A 23357-nucleotide genomic window follows, 5' to 3' on the forward strand; every position below is an offset into this window, starting at 1 on the left:
ATCACCTGTTGACTCAAATGTGTGGGGCGCTTGCCAGTAGCTGGCGGCTGTAGTCATGCTCTGGCGCGCTAAATAGCTTTTCCGTGGCGGCACATTCAACAATAGTACCAGAATTCATCACCGCTACGCGGTCAGCAATCGACTCGACCACCGCCAGATCGTGGCTGATAAACAGGTAGGAGAGCCCAAACTGCTGCTTGAGGTCGTCCAGCAACAGCAGCACCTGCGCCTGCACGGAGACATCCAGCGCGCTGACCGGCTCATCCAGCACCAAAATTTGCGCTTCGGCCGCCAGCGCGCGGGCAATCGCCAGCCGCTGCGCCTGGCCGCCCGAGAACTCGTGGGGGTAGCAGTTCAGCGCATCCACCGGCATATTGACCGCCGCCATCAGCTGCTGCAGGCGCTGCAGACACTGTGCGGAACCATAGCCGCACAGCCTCTGCAGCGGTACGCTCAGCGTCTGACGCAGGGTTTTGCGCGGATTGAGCGAGGCTACCGGGTCCTGAAACACATACTGGATGGTTTTGCCGAACGCCTGAACGCCTCGGGCTGCCAGAACGCTGGCCTCTTCACCCTGAATCTTCAGGCTGCCGGAGGTAGGGGACTCCAGCCCAACCAGCATGCGGGCGAGGGTGCTTTTCCCGCTGCCGCTTTCGCCGACAATCGCCAACGTCTCGCCCTGCCAGAGATCGAGGCTGATGCCTCTCACTGCCTTAACCGCCGCCGGGCGGCTAAACCAGCCTGCGCTGCCGGGGAACGTTTTCGTCAGCTGGCGGATTTCGACCACTTTATTCCTCATGCTTCCTCCTGCGCCTGATACTGGCGGATCTGTTGCAGGAATGCCCGGCCCTGGCCCCGCAGCGGCACGCTGGCAATCAGCCGCTGCGTGTAGGCATGCTGCGGGTTCTGCAGCACGTGCGTAGCCTGTCCCTGTTCAACGATTTCCCCCTGGCGCATCACCGCCACGCGATCGCACATCTCGCTGACCACGGCAAAGTCATGGGTGATAAACAGCAGGGCCAGGCCGCGCCGATGGCGCAGATCGTTCAACAGCGCCAGAATACGTGCCTGTACCGTGACGTCGAGCGCCGTGGTTGGCTCATCGGCGATGATCACCTGCGGGTCATTCGCCAGCGCAATCGCAATGCCGACGCGCTGGCGCTGCCCGCCGGAAAGCTGGTGCGGCCAGGCATCGAAGCGCTGCGCCGCCTGCTGAATACCGGTGTCCTCCAGCAGCGCGATGGCTTTGGCTCGGGCGGCGCTGTTGCTCAATGGCTGGTGGCACTGGATAGCTTCCACCAGCTGCTGCCCAACGCGCATTTGCGGGTGCAGTGAGGTGAGTGGGTCCTGGAAAATATAGGAAACCCGCACGCCGCGCCGCTGCTGCATGTGTGTCGGGGAAAGCGCCAGCAGCTCCTCATCACCCAGCCAAATGCTGCCGCCGGTAATGACTGCTGGCGGTGAGGAGACCAGCCCCATTATCGCCAGCGCGCTGACGCTTTTACCGGAGCCGCTCTCGCCGATCAGCCCGAGGCACTCCCCGGCCTGCAGGTGGAAGCTAACGCCTTTCACGGTGGGCACCGGGTGGCTGCCGCGGTGAAAGGCGACCTGTAAATCGACCACTTCCAGCAGGGCCTCGGGGGCTTTGCGCGGCGGGACCGCGGCACGCTGTACGCGGGTCATCGCCTGCGATCGCAGCAGTGCGCCGGATTTCAACCGCGGATCGAGCAAGTCGCGAATGCCGTCACCCAGCAGGTTAAAGGCGATCACCAGGACAAAAATCATCACCCCAGGTACCAGCGCCACGTGTGGCGCGATAAACAGCTGATTGCGCCCCTGGCCGAGCATGGAGCCTAAATCCGCATCCGGTGGCTGCGTGCCCAGACCGAGGAAAGAGAGTCCGGCGGTTTCCAGGATCATCCAGCCCACGGTCGTAGAGAGCGTGACCACAATCAGCGGCAGCACGTTGGGCAGCACTTCAGTCAGCAGAATTTGTGGATGATTTTTACCGGATAGCTGCGCCGCCTGAATAAAGTCGCGCCCGCGCAGGCCAAGCGTTAAACCACGCACGTTACGCGCAAAGAAGGGGATGTTGACCAGCGCGATGGCGTACAGCGCGTTGAGCAGCCCGGGGCCAAGCACCGCCACAATCGCCAGCGCCAGCAGAATATAGGGAAAGGCCATAATCATGTCGATCAGGCGCATCAGGATTGTGTCGGTGCGCCCGGCGGTATAGCCGGCAATCAGCCCAATTAGCGTGCCGCACACCGCTGCCAGCAGCGTGGCGCACAGCCCGACCGCTACCGACACGCGGGTGCCCCACAGCAGCCGTGACAGCATATCGCGCCCCAGCGCATCGGTGCCGAGCAGATGGCCCGGCGTTAGCGGTGGCGCGAGGCGTTGCAGCAGGTCAGTAGCATCCGGGTCCGGCAGCGGTAGCAGCGGGGCGATCAGCGCGCTAAGCAGTGTGACAGCCAGCAGCAGCAGGCCAAAGGCGGCCAGCCGGTTATGCAGTAGCAGCGACCAGCCGGTGCGGCGTGGGGGGATCAGAGTTGTCTCCGTCATGATTTTACCCTCGGGTCGAGACAGGCCTGCACGATATCGGTCAGCAGATTGATCAACACATATGCAATGGCGGCCACCAGCACGCCGCCCTGCACCAGCAGCAGATCGCGGGTTGAGACGGCTTTCACCAGCATCGCTCCCAGCCCCGGCCACTGAAACACGGTTTCGATATATACCGCGCCGCCGAGCACAAAACCGGCCTGGATACCGATAGCAGGGATCACCGACACCAGCGCGACGCGGAAGGCATGACGCCAGATTACCCGGCGTTCGCTGACGCCCTTGGCGCGCGCGGTGCGAATATAGTCCTGGCGCAGCACTTCCAGCATCGCGGTGCGCGTCAGGCGGGCAATCACCCCGGTGGCGACCACCGCCAGCGTGACGGTTGGCAGGACCAGGTGATGCAGCAGATCGCCTGCGCCGCCACCGCCGTAGATAGCAAACATGCCGGAAGCCGGGAACCAGCGCAGGCTGACGGCAAACAGCATAATCATCAGCAGCCCGATGAGAAACGACGGCAGCGAAATGCCCACCAGCACCAGCAGGGTGATCAGCCGGTCACCCCAGCCAAACTGGCGCACCGCCGAGGTGACTCCGGCCAGCAGGCCGAAGATAACGCTGAGCAGCAGCGCACAGCCGCCAAGCAGCAGAGTGGCGGCAAAGCGCTCCAGCACTTCATCAATCACCGGGCGATTCAGCACGTAGGAGCGGCCAAAATCGCCGTGCAGCAGGTTATTTACCCAGATGAAATATTGCTGCCACAGCGGTTTGTCCAACCCCAGCTCGCCGCTGACGCGCGCGACATTTTCCGGCGTGGCATAAGCGCCCAGCAGCGCCTGCGCCGGGTTGCCGGGGATCATCGCCATAATCAAAAAGACAATCAGCGACAGGCCAACGATCACCGGGATCACGCCAATCAACCGCCGCAGGAGATAACGCCACATAGCGCCCCCGTTATGGTTTGCTGACCCGATGCAGGATCAGATTGAAGTTAGGCTGCAGGGCAAAATTCTGCACCGGGCGCGTGGTAACGGCGTTCTGCTTCCAGTTGGCGACGAACAGCCACGGTGCATCGTCGTGGACGATAGCCTGTACCTGGCGGTAGAGCGCGCCACGCTTTTGCCGATCGCTGGAGGTGCGCGCCTCATCCAGCAACTTATCGACCTGCGGATTGCTGTAGTAGCCGGAGTTAAAGCCGCCTTTATCCGGCCACGCATCGCGGCGCAGGGTGAGGAACGGCAGGGTATCCGGGTCGTTAGTCATCCACGCCATCTCCGCCATCTGCGTCTGCGGCGTCAGCCCGGCGTTCACTTTGGCAAGATAGGTATTCCACTCCCAGGTCTGAATATTGACCTTCAGGCCGACGGCTTTCAGATCGGCCTGGATTGCGGTCGCCATCGGGATGGGGTCGAGCATGCCGGAACCGCCCTCGGTGACGTAGAAGTTGAGCGTTGCGCCCTCTGCTCCCGCTTCTTTCAGCAGCACCCGCGCCTTGTCCGGGTCATAAGGGTAAGGGCCAACGTCTTTGTTCGCCGCCCAGCTAAAGGCAGACGGGATCGGGCCATCGGCAACCTGCGCCGACCCCTGCAAAACCTTGTCGACCAGCGCCTGCTTGTTGACCGCATAGTTCACCGCCTGGCGCACGCGCTTGTCGTTGAACGGCTTCTCGCGCGTATTCAGCAGCAGGAACCACACGTGTGGGCCAACCGCCTGGTGCATCTGAAACTGCGGGTTACCGGCAAAGGTTTTCACCGTATCCGGCGGCACTTCCACCATTGCATCAATGCCGCCGGAGAGCATCTCCGCGGTGCGGGTATTGCCATCGGTGATGGGGCGGAAGACGGCTGCCTCAAGCTGTGGCGCGCCGTCCCAGTAGCTTTTATTTGCCGTCAGCACCACGCGCTGATTGGCCTGCCACTCGGCAAAACTGAAGGCGCCGGTGCCGACCGGATGGCGGCCATACTCTTTGTCATACTTTTTCACCGCCGTCGGTGAGACGATCAGCCCGGCAGGGGTGGCGAGATTGGAGAGCAGCGGAGCAAAGGGCTGTTTCAGGGTAAACACCACCGTGTGCGCATCCGGCGTGGCGATCTGGTCGATTGACGAGAAGAAGAAGCTGAGCGGGAACGGGCCGGTGTGATAGTAGGGATGCTGCTTGTTGAGCATCCGTTCGAAGGTGAACTTCACCGCGTCGGCATCCAGCGGGGTGCCATCCTGGAACTTCACGTTGTCGCGCAGATGGAAGGTGTATTTCAGCCCGTCGGGGCTGATCTCCCAGCGGCAGGCCAGCGCCGGTTCAATCGACAGCGAACCGGGTGCGTTACGCACCAGCCCGTCGTAAATATTCACCAGAATGCGCGAGTCGTTCGCGGCGGTAGCCACCTGCGGGTCAAGGGATTGCGGTTCTGCCACCTGGCCAATCACCAGTACGCCAGGCGGCGTATCGGCATAAGCCGCAGGCAGGGTAGCCAGCAAGCTCAGGCAGACGGGAAGAGAGTGCAGCACGGTGCGTAGCGATCTCAACATGGTGGTCCTCGTTAAGCAGAGTGTTCAGGCCGCAGTGTTAACACGCGGATGAACAAAATTTGTCCTGTATGTTATTTATGCGTATAAATAGCGGTGAGTGCAATAATTTATCCATATAAATTTCATCTGACTGGCAGAAGGGGGGGCGATGACCTTTTCGATTGTGGCGCGCGATGCCGTAAGCGGTGAGCTGGCAGCGGCCACTGCAACCGGCGGTCCGGCGGTGGGAGCGTTGGTGATCCACGGCCGCAGCGGGACAGGAGCTATCGCGACTCAGGCGCTGACCAATCCGCTGTACGGCAGTCGCGGGCTTGAGCTGCTGGCGGGCGGGCTTAATGCCGGGCAGGTGCTGCACCGGCTGTTGCAGGAGGATGACCAGTGCCAGCGGCGGCAGGTGCTGATTATTGATAACGCAGGCAGCAGCGCACACTGGAGCGGTCGTCTGTGCGGGCCGTGGTTTGGCAGCGTGGCGGGAACACAGGTGGCGGTAGCCGGCAATATGCTGGTCGGCGCCGGGGTGACGGGCGCCATGCTTGACGCCTTTGAGAAATTTAGCGACTTACCGCTGGCCGACCGTGTGCTGGCGGCTTTGCATGCCGCACAGCAGGCCGGTGGCGACCAGCGCGGCATTCGCTCTGCCGCGCTTAAAGTCTGGCATCAGCGGCGCTATGCCGATATCGATCTGCGGGTTGACTGGTCAGATGCGCCGCTGGAACAGCTGGCTGAGGTATTAAAACAGGTGCGCGCCCCGGCCTACGCCGATTTTTTTCGCTCTCTACCCACAGGTATTCCGTAGGGGCCGATCTTTTTTTCGATCGGCCCGCTGTTACTTATCGCGGCGCTTCAGCGCAATGCGAATACCCCAGACAATCGCGACCGCCAGCACCACCCAGAAAATACGCTTCAGGTGATGATCGAGCGTATGCAGCCACGGGGCGATCACCTGGCCGCCAAGGTAGCCGAGCGAAACGAAAATCAGCGCCCACAGTGCGGCACCAATCACATTAAACAGCAGAAATTTGCGTGGGCTGAGGCGGCTGGCCCCGATAATAATCGGGCCGACAATGCGCAGCCCGTACATGAAGCGCACGCCAATCACGAACAGCACCGGCCTCTTGCGGATCAGGCGGTTGGCCTTATCGATCTGTTTCTGGTGCTTCTTAAAGCGTTTCAGGATCGGCTCACCGTAGCGGCGGCCAACGAAAAACAGCGCCGTATCCCCGAGGATACCGCCGCACATCGCCACCAGTAGCACCCAGCCAAAGCGCAGCAGCCCTTCATGGGCCGCCACGCCGCCCAGCAAAGTAAATGTCTCCCCCTCGGCCAGGCAGCCAATAAACAGGGCCCAGTAGCCATACTGGGAAATTAACGCGTTCACATCCATCGGTAATTCAGGCCTCCATTTCGACATCAAGCCGCTAAGTCTAACCGTTCCTGGTAAATCCGCCGTTAAAATTGCCAAAATCGCACTTTATTTTCACTCTGAAATGAAGTGCTTACCCGCTATTTGCATCGGTTGAAAAATAAACAACCCAAGGCCACGTATACTTGAAGAGATGCCGCCCGGGACAGTGCCAGTTGGCGGTCCGATGTTCAGAGGAGTAATGATATGAACCATGTCTGGGGACTGCTGGCGCATCCGAATCGTGAGATGCGCGACATCAAAAATGAGAACGAAACCGTTTCTCACCATTACACCCATCACGTGCTGCTTTTGGCTCTGATCCCGGTGGTATGCGCATTTATCGGCACCACGCAAATCGGCTGGGATGTGGGCGTCGAGCGCACCATTCCCCTGTCGTTATCCAGCGCGTTCGGGCTGGCTATCCTGTTCTATGCCTTAATGCTGGCCGGTGTGGCGGTGATGGGGCGGGTGATCTGGTGGATGGCGCGTGACTATCCACAGCGGCCTTCGCTGGCCAGCTGCATGGTATTCGCCGGATACGTCGCCACGCCGCTGTTTATCAGCGGGCTGGTGGCGCTCTATCCGCTGGTCTGGCTCTGTGTGCTGGTTGGCGCACTGGCGCTGGTGTATACCGGCTATCTGCTGTACGTCGGCATCCCCCTGTTCCTGAGTATCGACCGCGAAGAGAGCCTGCGCTTTTCCGGTTCGACGCTGGCCATCGGTATCCTGGTACTTGAAGTGCTGCTGGCGCTGACGGTGGTCATCTGGGGCTACGGCTACCAGCTGTTCTGAACGCGGTAAGTTGCTGAAAACCGCCGGGCCACCGGCGGTGATTTGGTAATGCCCGGAAACGAATATCCTGTAGGAAAATGCTTAACATCCGGCGTATTATGCGCAGGCCAGCCCCCGCTGTAGTGCGGGCAGCGGCGTGTGGTATCCACACTGTCATCATCAGCCGTTAAGTTTCTACGATGCCTGCAAAAATTCGTTTATCGCTGTTAAGTCTGGTTCTGCTGTGTTCCGCTCAAAGCATCCTCACGCCGGCTGCTGCCCGTACTCATCAGCCCGCGGTGGCTGGCGCTGCCGCTCAGCCAGAAATTGCTTCCGGCAGCGCGATGATTGTCGATATGAATACCAATAAAGTGATCTACTCCAGCCATCCGGATCTGGTGCGCCCGATCGCCTCTATTACCAAGCTAATGACGGTGATGGTGACGCTCGATGCCCATCTGCCGATGGATGAGATGCTGGCGGTAGACATCAGCCACACGCCGGAGATGCGCGGCATCTATTCCCGCGTGCGCCTGAACAGTGAGATCAGCCGCAGAAATATGATGCTGCTGGCGCTGATGTCGTCTGAAAACCGGGCGGCGGCCAGCCTGGCGCACCACTATCCGGGCGGCTACGATGCGTTTATCAAGGCGATGAATGCCAAAGCGCGGGAGCTGGGGATGAACAACACCCACTACGTTGAACCGACCGGCCTGTCGATCAAAAACGTCTCGACGGCGCGCGATCTCAGCAAGCTGCTGATCGCCACCAAGCGCTATCCGCTGATCGGCCAGCTGAGCACCACCCATGAAGATATGGCCAGCTTCCGCAACCCGACCTACACGCTACCGTTCCGCAACACCAACCACCTGGTGTATCGCCCGGACTGGAATATTCAGCTGACCAAAACGGGCTTCACCAACGAAGCCGGTCACTGCCTGGCAATGCGCACGGTGATCAATCAGCGCCCGGTATCGCTGGTGGTACTGGATGCCTTTGGTAAATACACCCACTTTGCCGACGCTAACCGCCTGCGCAGCTGGCTGGAAACCGGCAAGATCTCCCCGGTGCCGCCGGCGGCGCTGAGCTATAAAAAGCAGAAAGCTTCGCAGATGGTGAGTAACCGTGCGCCGGATGACAGCGCGGTAGATTAATTTATAGGGGGCGACCTGTGAGGTATCCCAGATATGACTTCTATCGCTAAACGTCCGATAACCGGTCTGAGCTCAGCCTGAGCACGCCGGAACGGCAAAAGACGCTCCCTGCGGGCCTCGGCATGCGGCATCCCTGCCGCGTGACGTCCGGCTTACCTCAGGCTGAGCCCATCCCCCGCTATCATCGTGCTCGCTGTGGCTTTCAAACCGCGACGCTGCGGCTTTGGGTGCAAGGGGGGAGGGCTGATTGCAGCAGGCCCACGGCCAGGGATGGCCGTGAGCCAGGCTACAGGGATGTATTCATGCCGGTGCGGAAAGCAGCCCTCCCTCCTGAAACCGGGCACCTCTCATCCAGCGATAAAATACAGAACAATTTTTTGTGGGGATACCTCAGGGGGCGACCTTCTTTTTTGCTCGACACAATTTCGGTCAGTCCGTTATAACGCCAGCTGCATCAATAGCGTATCGCGCCATTCGCCGTGCTTAAACCCGACTTTACGGAAGTTGCCGACAATCTCGAAGCCCATTTTTTTATGCAGACTGACCGAACCCGCATTACGCTCGCCGTTGCCGATAATCGCCAGCATCTGCTGATAATTGCCCAACTGGCAGCGGGCAATCAGCGCCTGCATCAGAGCCGTACCTACGCCACGCCCCGCCATTTCGGCATCGATATAAACCGAGTCCTCAATGGTGAATCGGTAGGCGGGGCGCGGGCGATATTGGGTGGCATAGCAGTAGCCGACTACCGCGCCGTCGATTTCGGCCACCAGCCACGGCAGGGCGAATGAGTGCACCTTAGCCAGCCGGGCGGCCATTTCTACGGCATCGGGCGGGATCTTTTCAAACGAGCCGCAGCCGTGCAGCACGTGCCAGGCATAGATACGGGTAATAGCGTCAATATCGGCAGGTGCGGCATCGCGCACTACCATGGCAGAACCGGGAAGGGACATCATTGCTCCATGCACTTTTTTTTATTCAGTTTGCCACTGGCGGCTGAAGTTGCGGTCATAGATTATTCTTATGACGGCGAACAGGTTTTTACATCGCAAATCCTATAGTCCCGGCCAGGGCAAAAGCATAAACTAGCCGGCAAATTGACTGGCGCATCGCAGCGTCTACTTCAGTATCAGGAACCTTTTTCATGTCTGGCTTGTTAACTTTTCTTCGCATCTGTCTGCTGGCGCTGGTCGCACTCTCCCCGCAGCTGGTGCTGGCTGCCGATAATAGCGATTCGCAGCAAACTGAGGATGCCGCACCGAAGGTCAATGCGGCCGTCGAACTGCCAAAAATGCAGAAAGTGCTGGATAAAATCAAGCAGCAGGTTTCAGGCGAGACTAACGACAGCAAGCTCAGCGCGCTAAATGATATGGCGCTGGAGCTGTCCGGCGATGCCGATACCCTGGTCCAGAGCATTACCCCGCAGCGTGCGCAGCTGCAGGCGCAGCTGGCGGTGCTTGGCCCGGCCCCCAAGGCCGACAGCGGGGTGAAAGAGACCGCTGAAGTCACCAGCAAGCGTACCAAGCTGGAAAACCAGAAAAGCAAAATGGACGACCAGATCAAGCAGGCCGAAGCGATTAAAAGTGGCTCGATTAATCTGTCGGCACAGATTGTTAACCTGCGACGCGACGCGCTGAAAACCCAGCTGGCGCTCAACGCGGGCAGCATCTTTGGCCCGCGCTTCTGGGCTCCGCTGTTCAATACCCAAAGCGATGACAGCAGCAAGATCGGTGATTTTGTCGATGAGCTGACATCAACCGCCGCGCTCTCCTGGGAGCCTGGCTGGCGTTTAGGCACGCTTGCCTGGCTACTGGCTGCCGTGCTGGTCGCCACGCTGGGCCGCCGTTACCTGGAAGAGTTCCTCGCCTGGGTCGGCATCCATCATCTGCCGGAAGGGCGCCTGCGCCGCAGCTTCCTTGCGGCCGCCACCGCGATGACCACGCTGGCTGCCGTGGTGCTGGCGTTTAACTTCCTCGACCAGGCGTTTACCCGTCACGATGAAGTGATCGATGACGTGCGCGACTTCGCCGATAAGCTGGTCGGCCTGAGTATTTTCTGCGGGCTGATTGCCGGGCTGGGGCGCGCTTTCCTCTCCACGCGCCGCCCGTCCTGGCGCCTGCCCAATATCTCTAATGAAGTGGCAATGGCGTTAAAACCTTTCCCGCCGCTCACTGCCGCGCTGGTGTTTATCTTCCAGACGGTGGAAATTTTTAACAGCAGCGCCAACACCAGCGTTGGCACGACGATTTTTGCTAACGGCATGACCGCGCTGTTGATTGGCGCGACCGCGCTGTCGATCAGCATGCGCACTAACCGCGTGCGCCGCCGGATGATCCAGCAAGGGCAGCAGCCGGAGGCGAAGTCGACGCTGGTCGGCTTGATCCAGATGGCGCTGACGCTGATTGGCGTGGCGATTATGATTGCGCTGACGATCGGCTATATCACCATGGCGCGCTTCCTGAGCTACGAGCTGATCTGGATGGGGCTGGTGTTTGGCACCTTCTATATCTTCAGCCAGCTGGTAGCCGACGGCTGTGAAAGCCTGTTTTCGACCAACAATGCCACCGGTAAGCGTATCCAGACCTCGCTGAATATTGACGAGCGCCACCTGGGGCAGATTGCCGCGGTGCTGGGCGCTATCGGCAAAACCCTGCTGGTGCTGGCCGCTGCGATGGCGCTGCTCAACGGCACTTTCGGTAGCTCAACGCCGATTGAGCTGGTGCAGAAAGCCATTGAGTTTTGGGGCGGTAAAGGGCTGGAGTCGCTGAATATCGTGCCGGCGCATATGGTGAATGCGCTGATCTGCCTGGTGGTCGGTATCTGGGTGCTGCGCTCGGTGAAGCGCTGGCTGGAGCACGACTTCCTGCCGAAAACCACCATGGATACCGGCATGCGCGTCTCGCTGATCACGCTGTTCAGCAACATCGGCTTTGTGCTGGTGATCCTGATGACGCTGTCGATTATGGGCCTGCAGTGGAACAAACTGGCGTGGATCGTCAGCGCCCTGTCGGTAGGTATCGGTTTTGGTTTACAGGAGATAGTGAAGAACTTTATCTCTGGCCTGATCCTGCTGACCGAGCGCCCGGTGAAGGTCGGCGATCTGGTGAGCATCAGCGGTATCGAAGGCGATATTCGCCGGATTAACGTGCGCGCCACTGAGATCCAGCTCAGCGATAAATCGACGGTGATTGTGCCGAACTCGCAGCTGATCTCACAGAATGTGCGCAACGCCACCATGGGCAACGCGCAGGGCGTAGCGACCATTACGCTGACCTTCCCGCTGGATATCGACCCGCAGCAGGTACGCCAGCTGCTGCTGGATGTGTATAACGAAAACGAGCGCATTCTCGAGAACCCGGAGCCGTCGGTGTCGTTCAAAGACCTGACCACCAGCGGCATTGTGCTGTCGGTAACCGGTAACGTGGCCAGCCCGCGCCAGGTGAGCGGGGCGAAAAGCGATCTGCTGTTCGATATCCTTACCCGCCTGCGTAAAGAGGGCGTGGTGCTCTCCACGCCGCAGACCATGATCATTGAACGCAAGAATGGTCAGGTGGTATTGCAGGAACCCAAAGAAGAATAACCCGGCCCGTGATAATCCGTAGGGGACGACCATTTTTTCCGGTCGTCCCGTGCCGAAGGTTTGCACCAGCCGTAATGAAGACCTTTTTTCCGGTCGTCCCGTGCCGAAGGTTTGCACCATCCGTAATGAAGACCATTTTTTCCGGTCGTCACGTTCAGATCGGCAGCGGGTTTTGGTTGCGGGCTGACCGAAAAAGAGGGTCAGCCCCTACAGGTGGACTGTTACGGTTTATCGCATCCGCACTCACCCCAGTGTTTCGCACGCGTGGTTTTGCCAATCCCCGGATTAAAACTGTTGGTCGGGTCGAGCTGCTGGTAAAACGCCTTCAGCTGCGGCTTGGCCTTGTACAGATGGCCAACATTGTGCTCGGCCGGGTACTCCGCGCCGCGCGCCGCCAGAATCTCCAGCATCTTCTCTTTTAACGCGTGCACATCCACGCCTTTCTTCACGATATAGTCCTGATGGAACACGTGGCACAGGAAGTGGCCGTAGTAGAGGCGATGCGTCAGCGCCGCATCAAACTCCGGCGGCAGCCGCTCGAACCAGTCGCGGTCGTTGCGGCGCAGGGCGATATCCAGCGCCAGGATATCCTCCACCTCGTTATGGTGCACCGCGTGATAGCGCACCGCCGCACCCGCCGCCGCAAAGCGATGCAGGAACGCGTGCGCCCCCTCTTTGCCCGCACATTCGAAATATTCGCCTTCGGCCTGCTGGAAGAACGTTTGCAGATAGGCGCGCGCTTCCGCCACGCCCTCACCGGACATTTTCAGCATCAGGTGATGTTCAAAACGGTCGCGATACTGCTTCATGCGCGCGGGCAGATGCGAAGGCAGCAGCGCGGCCAGTTTCTGCAACAGGCGGTCGCTGAAGTGCGGCTTCAGCCACGGGATACGCGCCAGCAGCGCATCGGCACGCCCTTTCAGGGTGAAAAACAGCGGCATTTTGTCGGTACCGAGCTTGTCGATCATCACAAAGGTATCTTTGCCGTAGGTCTCGGCGATATCGAAAATATCGCGATGCATATATTCGCCCGCCACCGGCAGGTTACTGAAGTTAGCGAGCATATGGCGACGCAGCTGGTCGAGCACCGCCGTGTCGTTGGTGCCGATATAAAACACCTGCTGGGCGCTTTCACTGGCAAAGGTGTCAAGGCGAACGGCAAACAGCGCCAGCTTTCCGGCGCAGCCGCTGGCTTCGAACAGGCGGCGTGCGTCGGCGTTAAAGCGGGAGGGGGTATCGGCATCAACATCGCGCACCCGCTCGGCGTAATCGGGGTCGGAGGCGTGGCGCTCATCGTGCTGCACGTCAGCGGGCTGCCAGCTTTCATCATCCAGCTTGCTGAGGATCTGCTCCGGCGAGCTGCCAAGTGCGATCCCCAGATGGTTAACCAGCTGCAGTTTGCCCTCGGCGGTAATCTGCGCATACAGCGCCATCTCGCTGTAGGCCGGGCCGCGCTTCACCAGCGAGCCGCCAGAGTTATTGCATATCCCGCCCAGCACCGAGGCACCGATACAGGATGAACCGATCACCGAATGCGGTTCACGCCCCAGCGGCTTCAGCACTTTCTCCAGCTGATACAGCGTGCTGCCCGGGAAGGCCAGCACCTGCTTACCGCCGTCCAGCAGCTGAATTTTGTCCATGCGCAGGGTGCTGATAATCACGATATCGCGCGGATAATCATTGCCGTTCGGCGTGGAGCCTTCCGTCAGGCCGGTATTGGCCGCCTGCATCAGAATAATCACATCAGCGGCAACGCAGGCTTGCAGAATACGCCACTGCTCCAGCAGAGTGCCTGGAAACACCACGGCGAGGGCATCGCCTTCACCCGATCGGAAACCCTTACGGTAGCGTTCGGTTTTTTCCGGTTCGGTGAGCAGATGGTTGCGGCCAACGATACGGCCCAGTTCAGCAATCAGTTTTTGTGCGGCGGGTTGAGAGGTGTGCATGTCATGTCCTTGTCAGTATCACCGCTTTACTGTAGCACTCGTGAGCGAGCAATAAAGCCCTGGAGGCGAGCGCTGTGATTCATCACCTGAAAACTAGCTGCTATTCTCAAGGTATGACACACTGCACCCACTTGTTACCTCAGGGTAAAAAAAATCAAACAACCTAGTCACTTGAGAGAAAATCATCTGATGAAATGGATTTGTTCTGTCAGCCTTGCCGTCACTCTGTCTATGCAGCCCGCTTTTGCCGAAGAGCTTATCGGCCCGCATCAACTGACCCCGCAGGCGCGCGACGCTTTCGTCAGCGGGCTGCTGAAAAAAATGACGCTCGATGAGAAGATTGGCCAGCTCAGGCTGATCACCGTCGGCCCGGATAACCCGAAAGAAGCGATCCGCGACATGATCCAGCACGGTCAGGTCGGGGCGATTTTCAACACGGTGACGCGTCCCGATATCCGTGCGATGCAGGACCAGGTGATGCAGCTCAGCCGCCTGAAGATCCCGTTGTTCTTTGCCTATGATGTGATCCACGGTCAGCGTACCCAGTTCCCGATCCCGCTGGCACTGGCCTCCAGCTGGGACACCGATGCGGTGGCGCAGGTTGGGCGCATTGCGGCCTATGAAGCCGCCGATGATGGCCTCAACATGACCTGGGCGCCGATGGTTGATGTCACCCGTGAACCGCGCTGGGGCAGGGGGTCGGAAGGCTTTGGTGAGGATACTTACCTGGCGTCCGTGATGGGCCGCACCATGGTTAAGGCGATGCAGGGCAAAAGCCCGGCTGACCGCTACTCGGTGATGACCAGCGTTAAGCACTTTGCCGCCTACGGCGCGGTGGAAGGCGGGCGGGAATACAACACGGTGGATATGAGCCCGCAGCGCCTGTTCCAGGACTATCTGCCGCCGTACAAAGCGGCGCTGGATGCAGGCAGCGGCGGGGTGATGGTGGCCCTGAACTCGCTGAACGGCGTACCGGCCAGCGCCGACAGCTGGCTGCTGAAGGATGTGCTGCGCGATGACTGGGGCTTCAAGGGGATTACCATCAGCGACCACGGTGCGATCAAAGAGCTGATTCAGCACGGGGTGGCGCGTGACCCGCAGGACGCGGTGCGTATCGCGCTGCAGTCCGGCATTGATATGAGCATGAGCGATGAGTACTACAGCAAATATCTGCCGGGCCTGGTGAAAAGCGGCGCGGTGAGCGAGCAGGAGATTGATAACGCTGCACGTCACGTGCTCAATGTGAAATATGATATGGGCCTGTTTAATGACCCGTACAGCCACCTCGGGCCGGTGGGGAGTGACCCGGCGGATACCAATGCCGAAAGCCGCCTGCACCGCGCTGAAGCACGCGATGTTGCGCGCAAGAGTATGGTGCTGTTGAAAAACCGTCTGGAGACGCTGCCGCTGAAAAAATCCGGCACCGTGGCGCTGATTGGCCCGCTGGCCGACAGCCAGATTGATATTATGGGCAGCTGGTCCGCCGCGGGCGTCGCGAAGCAGTCCGTGACGCTGCTGCAGGGGATGAAAAATGCCACCGCCGGCAAGGCCACGCTGCTGTATGCCAAAGGGGCAAACGTCACCGACGATAAAGGCATTCAGGACTTCCTGAATCTGTATGAGAAGGCCGTCACCATCGATACGCGCACGCCGCAGCAGATGCTGGACGAAGCCGTTGCCACCGCGAAAAAAGCTGATGTGGTGGTGCTGGCGGTTGGTGAAGCGCGCGGCATGGCGCACGAAGCCTCCAGCCGGACGGACCTGACGTTGTCCCACAGCCAGCTGCAGCTGATTGATGCGGTGAAAGCCACGGGTAAACCGATCGTGATGGTGCTGATGAATGCCCGCGCGCTGGCGCTGACCCACCAGCTTGAGCAGTCGGATGCGATGCTGGAAAGCTGGTATCCAGGTACCGAAGGCGGTAATGCGATTGCCGACGTGCTGTTCGGTGATTACAACCCGTCGGGCAAGCTGCCGATGTCCTTCCCGCGTTCCGTCGGCCAGATCCCGATTTATTACAACCACCTGAATACCGGCCGCCCGTATAACTATGAGAAGCCGAACAAATACACCTCTCACTATTTTGACGAGGCGAACGGTCCGCTGTTCCCGTTCGGCTATGGGCTGAGCTACACCACGTTCACGCTGTCGCCGGTGAAATTGTCGTCCGCAACGATGGCGCGTAACGGCACGGTCAATGCCAGCGTGACGGTCACGAATAGCGGCAAGGTCGACGGCGCCACGGTGGTGCAGCTCTACCTGCGCGACGAAGTAGCGAGCATCAGCCGCCCGGTGAAGGAGCTGAAGGGCTTCCAGCGCATTATGCTGAAGGCTGGAGAGTCGCAAACCGTGACCTTCCCGATTGACGTCAGTGCGCTGACCTTCTGGAATGCCAGAATGCAGCAGGTGGCCGAACCGGGTAAATTCAGCGTGATGATCGGGCTGGATTCAGCGCGCACCGTCGATGCGGAATTTGATTACCTGTAACGAGGGGCGGGCATGCCTGAACGATGGGGCGGGCATGCCCGCCCCCTACGCGCCCGGTTTAAGGAATAGCATCATGGTCACTATGCGCGATAAAATTCAGCAGCAGGTCTTCCGCTTAAATGGCCTGTCGCTGAATGAGTTTGACCTGTCAAAGCCGGCGGGCGACCCCGGTCTTTACGGGCCGGACAGCGTGATCTGGCGCGTGCACGGTGACTTTACCTCCATGCTGTGCGGCGGCATCTGCGCGCTGCTGCTGCAGATGCTGCATCCGCTGCCGCTGGCGGGCGTCTGGGATCACTCCACCTTTCGCGAAGATATGATGGGGCGGCTGCGGCGTACCAGCCAGTTTATCGCCGTCACCACCTTCGGCAACACCGCCGATGCTCATATCCTCATCGAGCGCGTTAAGCGCATTCACCTGAAGGTCAGTGGCGTCGACGCGCACGGTCAACCCTATGAGGCCAGCGATCCGCGGCTGCTCACCTGGGTTCACGTTGCGGAGACCAGCAGTTTCCTCGCCGCGCACCTGCGCTATAAAAATCCGCAGCTCAGCCTGGGCGAGCAGGATCGTTACTATGCCGAGGCCGCAGTGGTTGCCGAAGCGCTCGGCGCGCAAAACGTGCCCAGGAGCGTGGCGGCCGTCGAAGGGTATCTGCAGGCGATGCGTCCGCAGCTGCGCTGCGATGAACGCACGCGGGAAGTGCTCTCCCTGCTGATGAACGCCCCGGCCCCAAGCTGGCAGGCGCGCCCGGCAATGAAAGCGATAATGACCGCGGGCATTGAGCTGCTGCCTGGCTGGGCTTTACAAGACTTTGGCCTGCATTTTTCCCCGATAAAGCGCCGGATTATTCACGGGCGTATTCATACTCTTGCCGCGCTGCTGCGCTGGGCTATTCAACGCGGCGCCTGGCAGCGTGCCATGGCGCGCGTCGGACGTGAGCATTAATCACCATAAGGATATCATCATGAAAAAAATCGTTACCGTGGCGCTGTTGCTGCTGAGCGGAAGTGCCAGCGCTGCAGGCATCCTGCGTCAGGATCTGGATACTCAGCTGGAAAACTGTCAGCAGCAGGCGGTCAGCACCCTGGCCAATCTGCAATGCTATGACGCGGCGAATAAAGCCTGGGATGCCGAGCTGAACAAGCAGTACAAGCTGCTGCTGGCCGGACAGTCAGCGGCGGCGCAGAGCGCGCTGAAAGCCTCGCAGCGTGCCTGGGTTAGCTATCGCGATAGCTACTTTGAGGGGATGAATAAGTACTATCAGCAGCAGCAGGGGACTATCTGGGGCCTGGTGGCGTCGGAGTCAAAGCTGAACGTGGTTAAAGAGAAGGCGCGCGATCTGTATCGCCTGCGCAATAGCACCCATATGGAAGGGTAGGCGTTCAACCCGGGTCAGGCATGCCTGACCCCTATTGTTATATGCCACCCTCGTAGCCATTTTGAGACTTTTACCCTTGCCTCCGGCGGCCTTCAGGCGCCATCCTCTCTTAATATCCTGGCCTATGCTTCAGGAATGGATCCCGCCACACACCGTCGAGGCGTTATGACACAGCCCTACCCGATTGCTGAAGTCACCAATCAGCAACAGACGCTGATCGCGATAGTCGAACAGGATGCGCGCACAGCCTATTTCTATATCTGGCCGGCCGAAGGCTTCCGCACCCAGTTTGCCGTGCGTGGCTGCTGGCTGCGCAACCTGCTGCCTGCGCCCATGCAGGAAGATGTCGAAGCGATGCAGCAGGGCACGCCGCCGCTGCTCAGCGCCGAATATTGCCGTACGCTGGAAGCCGAACCGATGCTGGATCCGGCCGGATTGCAGATTGTCTGGGAACCGACGGATGACGGTGCTGCCGTCTGGTATCAGGGCCAGCTGCTGGCCGTGATCCCCGGCTGGAGCCTCTATCAGGATAAGCAGGTCAGTTACTCCGCCAGCTGCATCAAAGCCAACCGCCTCACCGCGCCGCTCGGATCCGCATCCACCAATGAGTACTACGCCGCCGCGCAGCAGCACCGACAGTTCTGGCGCGACTGGCACGACGGCCAGCTGTGGGAGCCGATCCAGCAGGAGATGCTGCAGTGCTATGAAGCGCAGTATGGCGAGTCGCTGAAATATTACTCCATCGATCAGGGTAACTGGCCGCCGATGGCGATCTCGCAGCACTACCACGAGGGCTGCTGGTATTTCCTGACCCTGGGCATGAGCATTCGCCCGATGCCGTGGGTCGATTTTCTCTATGAAGATCTGGCGCCCCAGTATCGGCGCGCCGAGCTGGCGCTGGCGATCGATGCACAAGTGATGACCGAAGAGAATGCGGTGCAGATGGCCAGCGCGCTAGCCGGATTCGCACATGTGCCCTGGGCACGTCTCAGCTGGCTGGGCGAGGGTCACACTCTGGAGTCGTCGGTGGCACCGATGGGCTTTGAGGGCTTTATTCTCTCCAGCGCGCTCGGGCGCGAAAGCGGACAGTTCCCGCTGCCGAAGCGCGAGGGTGAGAAGGTGAATCTGCTGTGGGCGGCCCCGGTCACCACGCTGGAGCGCGAGTTTGCCCAGGCGGAAGAAGATGGCGGACTGCAGCTGGTCGCACGCCTGCTGCAGTACGGCAGCGGCCATATTTTTCGCGCCCGCCAGCAGGTGGTTGAAGCCGGGGAGTGATCCCCCGCTGCGCTGTTTGTTAAATTTGTGAAGCCTGTCACTCAAGTAATTCATTAACACGCCGTTAACACGATCAGGCAATTGTGCCTTTTTCGCGTTGAGTGGTGTGCTCATGTTTAAAACAACCCAGGCCAGATTTACCCTGCTGATCGTCAGCTTCTTTCTGTTACTGCTGCTGATCACCGTGGTGGTGATCAAACTGTTTGTAGCGCCTCAACTCGCGACCAATGAGAGTCGTCTGGTGCGCTACGAGGTAGAAACTATCGCTGCCAGCATCACGGAAATGATGAATCGCGTGCAGGCACAGCAGCGCAGTATTACCGAGTCCGTTGCCGTGCTCGACAGCAACAATATTGATGCCGTGCTCCCCGCGCTGGTGAATCAGTATCAGGACGTCGACGTGTTTGGCGGCGGCGTCTGGCCGCTGGCGCGTCAGCGCGATCCCGCGCGCGACAAATTCAGCAGTTTCTTCGCCCGCGACAGCAGCAACAAGCTGCAGGTCAACACCTACTGGAACTCCGCCGAGGCGCCTAATTACTACGAGCAGTCGTGGTACAAGGATGGCATGGCAGCGGCAAAGGGCCAGTGCGCCTGGGCTAAAGCCTATCAGGATGCCGCCAGCCCGCAGCCGCGTACTAACTGCGCCATGGCGATTTATCGCGACGGCAACGCGTGGGGCGTCGCGACTATCGACGTGACGCTGGGCTTCTTTAACCATCTGGCGAAGCAGATGGGCGAAGCCATTCACGGCAACACGCTGATTGTTGAAGCAGACGGCAAAGTGGTGGGGGATGCCAGCCTGGTCGACGGCGCGCCAAAACTGCGCAATCTGTCGGAGCTGAACACGCCGATGGCGAGCGCACTCAGCCAGATGCTGGGCAAAGTCAGCGGCAGTGAGCCGCAGCAGAGCAGCTATGATGGCGAAGACGGCAGCCATACGCTGCTGGTGCAGCAGATCGGCGGCAGCCCGTGGTTCCTCGCCAGTGATGTGCCGAGCGCGCTGTTAGCGCAGCAGACCAGCTCGATTCTCACCCGCCTCGGCCTGGTCCAGATCCCGCTGGCTGTTGTACTGCTGCTGGTGCTGCTCGGCTTTATTCGCGCCATGATGAAGCGCCTTAGCGGGCTTAACGACAATATTCTGGCACTCTCCACCGGCGGTGCCGACCTCACCCAGCGCCTGCCAGCCAGCTCCAGCCCGGAATTCAACGCGGTGGCGCAGAGCTTCAACCAGTTTATCGCCAGTCTGCAGGGGCTGATGCGCCAGGTCGGTGACAGCGCGCTGGCGATTACCACCGCTTCGCGTGAGATCGCCAGCGGCAACCTCGATCTCTCCGCCCGCACCGAAGAGCAGTCCAGTTCGATTGTGGAAACGGCGGCGTCAATGGAGGAGTTGACCGGTACCGTGCGTCAGAATGCCGATAACGCCACGCATGCCAACCAGCTGGCGGCGGATGCATCGCAGGTGGCGGAACGCGGCGCGCAGGTGGTGCAGAGAGTGGTGTCGACGATGGGGGAAATTAACGTCTCGTCGCGCAAAGTGGTGGATATTATCAGCGTCATCGACAGTATCGCCTTCCAGACCAACATTCTGGCGCTCAACGCCGCGGTGGAAGCCGCACGTGCGGGCGAGCAGGGGCGCGGTTTTGCGGTGGTCGCTTCAGAGGTGCGTAATCTGGCGCAGCGCTCGGCGAACTCGGCGCGTGAGATTAAAAAGCTGATTGAGGAGTCGGTGGCGAATATCGACGAGGGCAGTCTGCTGGTGCAGCAGGCGGGCACCACGATGGACGAACTGATGAGCGGCGTCAGCAGCGTCAATACGCTGATGGCCGAGATTATGTCGGCCAGTCGCGAGCAGAGTATGGGTATCGATCAGATCAACACGGCCATCACCCAGCTCGACAGCACCACCCAGCAGAATGCCGCGCTGGTGGAGCAGGTTTCCGCCGCTGCGCAGGCGATGGAAGAGCAGAGCGTACAGCTGGAGCGCGTCGTCAGCAGCTTCAAACTGTAATTAAAGCCGCATCCGGCGCAGCCAGCGCCGGATACGCTTCTGCCGTTATTGTCACACACCGCACGATTTTATGCAGATCAATGTCGACTTCTTATGCCAGAATAGTGGCATTCGTCTTAAGGAGTCGGCATGTCTGCAATTGAAGTTATCCTCGTCGATCGCCACGATCGCCCCACGGGTAAAATGGAAAAAATGGAAGTACACGAAAAAGGCTTACTGCATCGGGCGGTCACCGTTTACGTGTTCAATTCCCGCCATCAGCTGCTGTTGCAGCAGCGCGCCAGCGGTAAATATCACTGTGGCGGGCTGTGGAGCAACACCACCTGCGGGCATCCTTACCCCCAGGAATCGACTCAGCATGCCGCTGAACGCCGACTGTATGAAGAGATGGGCTTGCGCCTGACGCTGCAACCGATGTTCGAACTGAGCTATAACCTGCCGCTCAGCAACGGGCTGACCGAGCACGAGTACGGCCACGTCTATTTCACCATCAGCGATGCTGTCCCGGTGGTTAACCCGGAAGAAGCCGACGGCTGGCGCTACAGTTCGCTGGCGGATATTCAGCGTGAAATTGACAGCCACCCGGAGCGCTTCACGCCCTGGTTCCTGTTCACTTTCGCCCGCATCCCGCAGGAATTTGCCCGTTTTGTCGGGCAGCAGTAAGACGCGCGTTACTCTTCAAGATAGAGCCCCATTCTCTCCGCCAGCGCCAGCAACTCCTCCACTACCGGGCGCTCAGTAATCTTCTGCGTTTTACTTTCGCTGAGCAGCATAGTGCTGTCGATACGGTCACCAAACAGCAGCCAGGCGTTACCCTGATGCTGGCGCGAGGGCCACATCATTCCCTGAATACGCGGATACTGCTGATGGATTGCCTCAGCCCACTGGCGGGTAATCCCATATTCGCTGGCGTCGGAATGGATGAGTTTTTTCCCGGCGCGCATCTTTACCAACGAGGGCAGGTCGAGGTTGGCAAGCTGTAACGCGGCAGCCGTGGTCAGGCGCGTATGGCGAAAGGTATCCAGCGCCGCAACAGGGTAACTCAGACAGGGCGAAGTCAGGTCGAGGTCGTGGAAGATCACTTCGCACAGCGCGACGCGAGGACTCTCCCCGGCATACAACGTGGGGATCACCGTTCCGTCAGGGGTAAAAATGGGGCTGAAGCGGGCATTGCCGCCGACCGTGTTGTTAAAGCTGCTGCCGGAATAGCGCTGGCGGTGCACGCGACACAGCGTCGTGCCCGCCGGCAGGCTGAACGTATTGATTGCCACGGGGTGAGAAGGCGGGGCGAAACGTGAAACTCCCTTTTCGGACTGGCTCTCCTTAGCCATGCTGCGCCCCCTCTTTTGCCTGCCGTGCGGCGGCAATCACCGCCTGCGGATCGCTGCTCAGCAGATCTTTCGGCCGGCGACCGCCCAGCCAGCTATTGCTGCCGGCAAACCAGGCGGCCAGTGACCAGGGCGTGCGCGAGCCGTCAAAAATAGCCAGCACCTGTTTCACCGCCGGCAGCGGCTGCCAGGCTTCATCAAAAGCATAATCCGGGTAGCGGTCCTGACCTTCAACGCTGATGGCAAAGGTTCTGCCACGGCGTTTCCAGGCGTTGGGGCCGGCGCTGCGGTTGGCGTTAGTGAAATGTGCTTTGTCTGACAGTTCGCTGGAGCTGAGCCACTGCCCGTCCGCCAGAATGAATGCGCGCAGGTCCTCTTTGCGCTGCTCATTATTGATTCGATACTGTTCGAAACCGCTAAAGATACTGTCACTGTTTTTTGCCGTCGGCGTGGTTTTAGCCCCGGCACGTGATGGCATTAGCAGGTTCTGGGCGATTTCAAAAAAGGCCAATGCCAGCGAAGGATCGAGGCGGGGATTGCTAACCAGCTTTTCCAGCTTTTTACGCAGCGCATCGCGGGTCCCGTTTTTGGACGGCGCAGCATCTTTCAGCTGATCGACATTGATCACCAGATATTCAGCGCTCTCTTCAGCTACCATGCTGCGCAGCTGCTGCCCGCTGAACAGGCTAACCGTTTCTATTTGTGCTGCACTGTTTTTGGCTGACATCGATCACCCCGTCTGGATAGATTGCATATATTGAATATATCGCATATCCAACGGAGTGTCTAAACTTTCGCCAGCTTAGCAATTATTCAGGCGAAGTCTTCGGCATCGACATCTCTAACGCGTCGTGCGCCGAAGAAGTGATTTCAGTCATGATATTGAGTTTTATGTTCGGGAGTAAACTCAGAGCATAACGACCCGACTGG

The 23357-nt window shown here is 59.6% G+C and carries 19 protein-coding genes; 10 read left to right on the plus strand and 9 right to left on the minus strand.

The genetic code is table 11. The features are described 5' to 3' along the window. Nucleotides 1-13: 13 nt before the first annotated feature. Genes J2Y91_RS15110 through J2Y91_RS15125 form a run of 4 tightly spaced genes read right to left on the minus strand, consistent with a single transcriptional unit; the run spans nt 14 to nt 5091 of the window. Nucleotides 14-799 (minus strand): ATP-binding cassette domain-containing protein, encoded by a 786-nt coding sequence (locus J2Y91_RS15110; RefSeq protein WP_253538696.1) that lies wholly within the window; start codon nt 797-799, stop codon nt 14-16. Continuing rightward, the gene (locus J2Y91_RS15115; protein ID WP_253538701.1) at nt 796-2565 is read right to left on the minus strand and encodes a dipeptide/oligopeptide/nickel ABC transporter permease/ATP-binding protein; all 1770 of its coding nucleotides are present in this window, start codon (nt 2563-2565) and stop codon (nt 796-798) included. The genes J2Y91_RS15110 and J2Y91_RS15115 overlap by 4 nt, the downstream gene beginning before the upstream one ends. Beyond that, nucleotides 2562-3509 (minus strand): ABC transporter permease, encoded by a 948-nt coding sequence (locus J2Y91_RS15120; protein ID WP_048916652.1) that lies wholly within the window; start codon nt 3507-3509, stop codon nt 2562-2564. Before J2Y91_RS15120 ends, J2Y91_RS15115 begins: the two co-directional genes overlap by 4 nt. A 10-nt stretch (nt 3510-3519) precedes the next feature. Next, nucleotides 3520-5091 carry an ABC transporter substrate-binding protein gene (locus J2Y91_RS15125; protein WP_253538704.1) on the minus strand — a complete coding sequence of 524 codons (1572 nt, stop codon included), beginning with the start codon at nt 5089-5091 and terminating at the stop codon, nt 3520-3522. A 148-nt stretch (nt 5092-5239) separates the two neighbouring features. On the opposite strand from J2Y91_RS15125, the gene J2Y91_RS15130 reads away from it, so the two are divergent. Next, complete coding sequence (locus tag J2Y91_RS15130; protein WP_133624139.1) at nt 5240-5887, plus strand: DUF1028 domain-containing protein; 648 nt, start codon at nt 5240-5242, stop codon at nt 5885-5887. A gap of 30 nt (nt 5888-5917) precedes the next feature. Here the strand turns inward: J2Y91_RS15130 and J2Y91_RS15135 are convergent, their stop codons facing one another. Next, on the minus strand, nt 5918-6475 hold the full coding sequence (locus J2Y91_RS15135; RefSeq protein WP_187498383.1) for a DedA family protein: 558 nt from the start codon (nt 6473-6475) through the stop codon (nt 5918-5920). Nucleotides 6476-6700: 225 nt separating this feature from the next. On the opposite strand from J2Y91_RS15135, the gene J2Y91_RS15140 reads away from it, so the two are divergent. Continuing rightward, the gene (locus tag J2Y91_RS15140; RefSeq protein WP_133624138.1) at nt 6701-7288 is read left to right on the plus strand and encodes a Yip1 family protein; all 588 of its coding nucleotides are present in this window, start codon (nt 6701-6703) and stop codon (nt 7286-7288) included. Between the two features lie 179 nt (nt 7289-7467). Next, nucleotides 7468-8421 (plus strand): D-alanyl-D-alanine endopeptidase, encoded by a 954-nt coding sequence (gene pbpG, locus J2Y91_RS15145; RefSeq protein ID WP_048916647.1) that lies wholly within the window; start codon nt 7468-7470, stop codon nt 8419-8421. 437 nt (nt 8422-8858) lie between these two features. Here the strand turns inward: pbpG and J2Y91_RS15150 are convergent, their stop codons facing one another. After that, nucleotides 8859-9377 carry a GNAT family N-acetyltransferase gene (locus J2Y91_RS15150; protein WP_133624137.1) on the minus strand — a complete coding sequence of 173 codons (519 nt, stop codon included), beginning with the start codon at nt 9375-9377 and terminating at the stop codon, nt 8859-8861. A 188-nt stretch (nt 9378-9565) separates the two neighbouring features. Between J2Y91_RS15150 and J2Y91_RS15155 the strand changes: the two genes are divergently transcribed. After that, nucleotides 9566-12001, plus strand: coding sequence for a DUF3772 domain-containing protein (locus J2Y91_RS15155; RefSeq protein ID WP_133624136.1), 2436 nt, complete (start codon nt 9566-9568; stop codon nt 11999-12001). 221 nt (nt 12002-12222) lie between these two features. Here the strand turns inward: J2Y91_RS15155 and dld are convergent, their stop codons facing one another. Further along, nucleotides 12223-13947: a D-lactate dehydrogenase gene (gene dld, locus J2Y91_RS15160; RefSeq protein ID WP_133624135.1), complete on the minus strand. Its 1725-nt coding sequence runs from the start codon at nt 13945-13947 to the stop codon at nt 12223-12225. Nucleotides 13948-14136: 189 nt separating this feature from the next. Between dld and bglX the strand changes: the two genes are divergently transcribed. The 6 genes from bglX to idi all read left to right on the plus strand — a co-directional run bounded on the left by bglX (nt 14137) and on the right by idi (nt 21762). Then, entirely contained in the window at nt 14137-16434 is a 2298-nt protein-coding gene (bglX, locus tag J2Y91_RS15165; RefSeq protein WP_048916643.1) for a beta-glucosidase BglX, read from the plus strand. A 73-nt stretch (nt 16435-16507) separates the two neighbouring features. Next, nucleotides 16508-17380, plus strand: a complete 873-nt coding sequence (locus J2Y91_RS15170) for an oxygenase MpaB family protein (protein WP_133624134.1) — start codon at nt 16508-16510, stop codon at nt 17378-17380. A gap of 19 nt (nt 17381-17399) precedes the next feature. Beyond that, entirely contained in the window at nt 17400-17813 is a 414-nt protein-coding gene (locus J2Y91_RS15175) for a lysozyme inhibitor LprI family protein (RefSeq protein WP_099753724.1), read from the plus strand. Between the two features lie 165 nt (nt 17814-17978). Continuing rightward, nucleotides 17979-19088 (plus strand): suppressor of fused domain protein, encoded by a 1110-nt coding sequence (locus J2Y91_RS15180; protein WP_099753723.1) that lies wholly within the window; start codon nt 17979-17981, stop codon nt 19086-19088. 112 nt (nt 19089-19200) lie between these two features. Continuing rightward, nucleotides 19201-21099, plus strand: a complete 1899-nt coding sequence (locus J2Y91_RS15185) for a methyl-accepting chemotaxis protein (RefSeq protein ID WP_133624133.1) — start codon at nt 19201-19203, stop codon at nt 21097-21099. 129 nt (nt 21100-21228) lie between these two features. After that, nucleotides 21229-21762 (plus strand): isopentenyl-diphosphate Delta-isomerase, encoded by a 534-nt coding sequence (idi, locus tag J2Y91_RS15190; RefSeq protein WP_048916638.1) that lies wholly within the window; start codon nt 21229-21231, stop codon nt 21760-21762. A gap of 8 nt (nt 21763-21770) precedes the next feature. On the opposite strand, the gene J2Y91_RS15195 is transcribed toward idi, so the two are convergent. Both J2Y91_RS15195 and J2Y91_RS15200 read right to left on the minus strand, forming a co-directional pair. Next, nucleotides 21771-22430, minus strand: coding sequence for an RES family NAD+ phosphorylase (locus tag J2Y91_RS15195; protein WP_133624132.1), 660 nt, complete (start codon nt 22428-22430; stop codon nt 21771-21773). After that, nucleotides 22423-23154, minus strand: coding sequence for an integrase (locus J2Y91_RS15200; protein WP_133624131.1), 732 nt, complete (start codon nt 23152-23154; stop codon nt 22423-22425). Before J2Y91_RS15200 ends, J2Y91_RS15195 begins: the two co-directional genes overlap by 8 nt. Nucleotides 23155-23357: the final 203 nt, after the last annotated feature.

It is taken from the genome of Erwinia aphidicola (assembly GCF_024169515.1).
Taxonomy (GTDB): Bacteria; Pseudomonadota; Gammaproteobacteria; order Enterobacterales; family Enterobacteriaceae; genus Erwinia; species Erwinia aphidicola.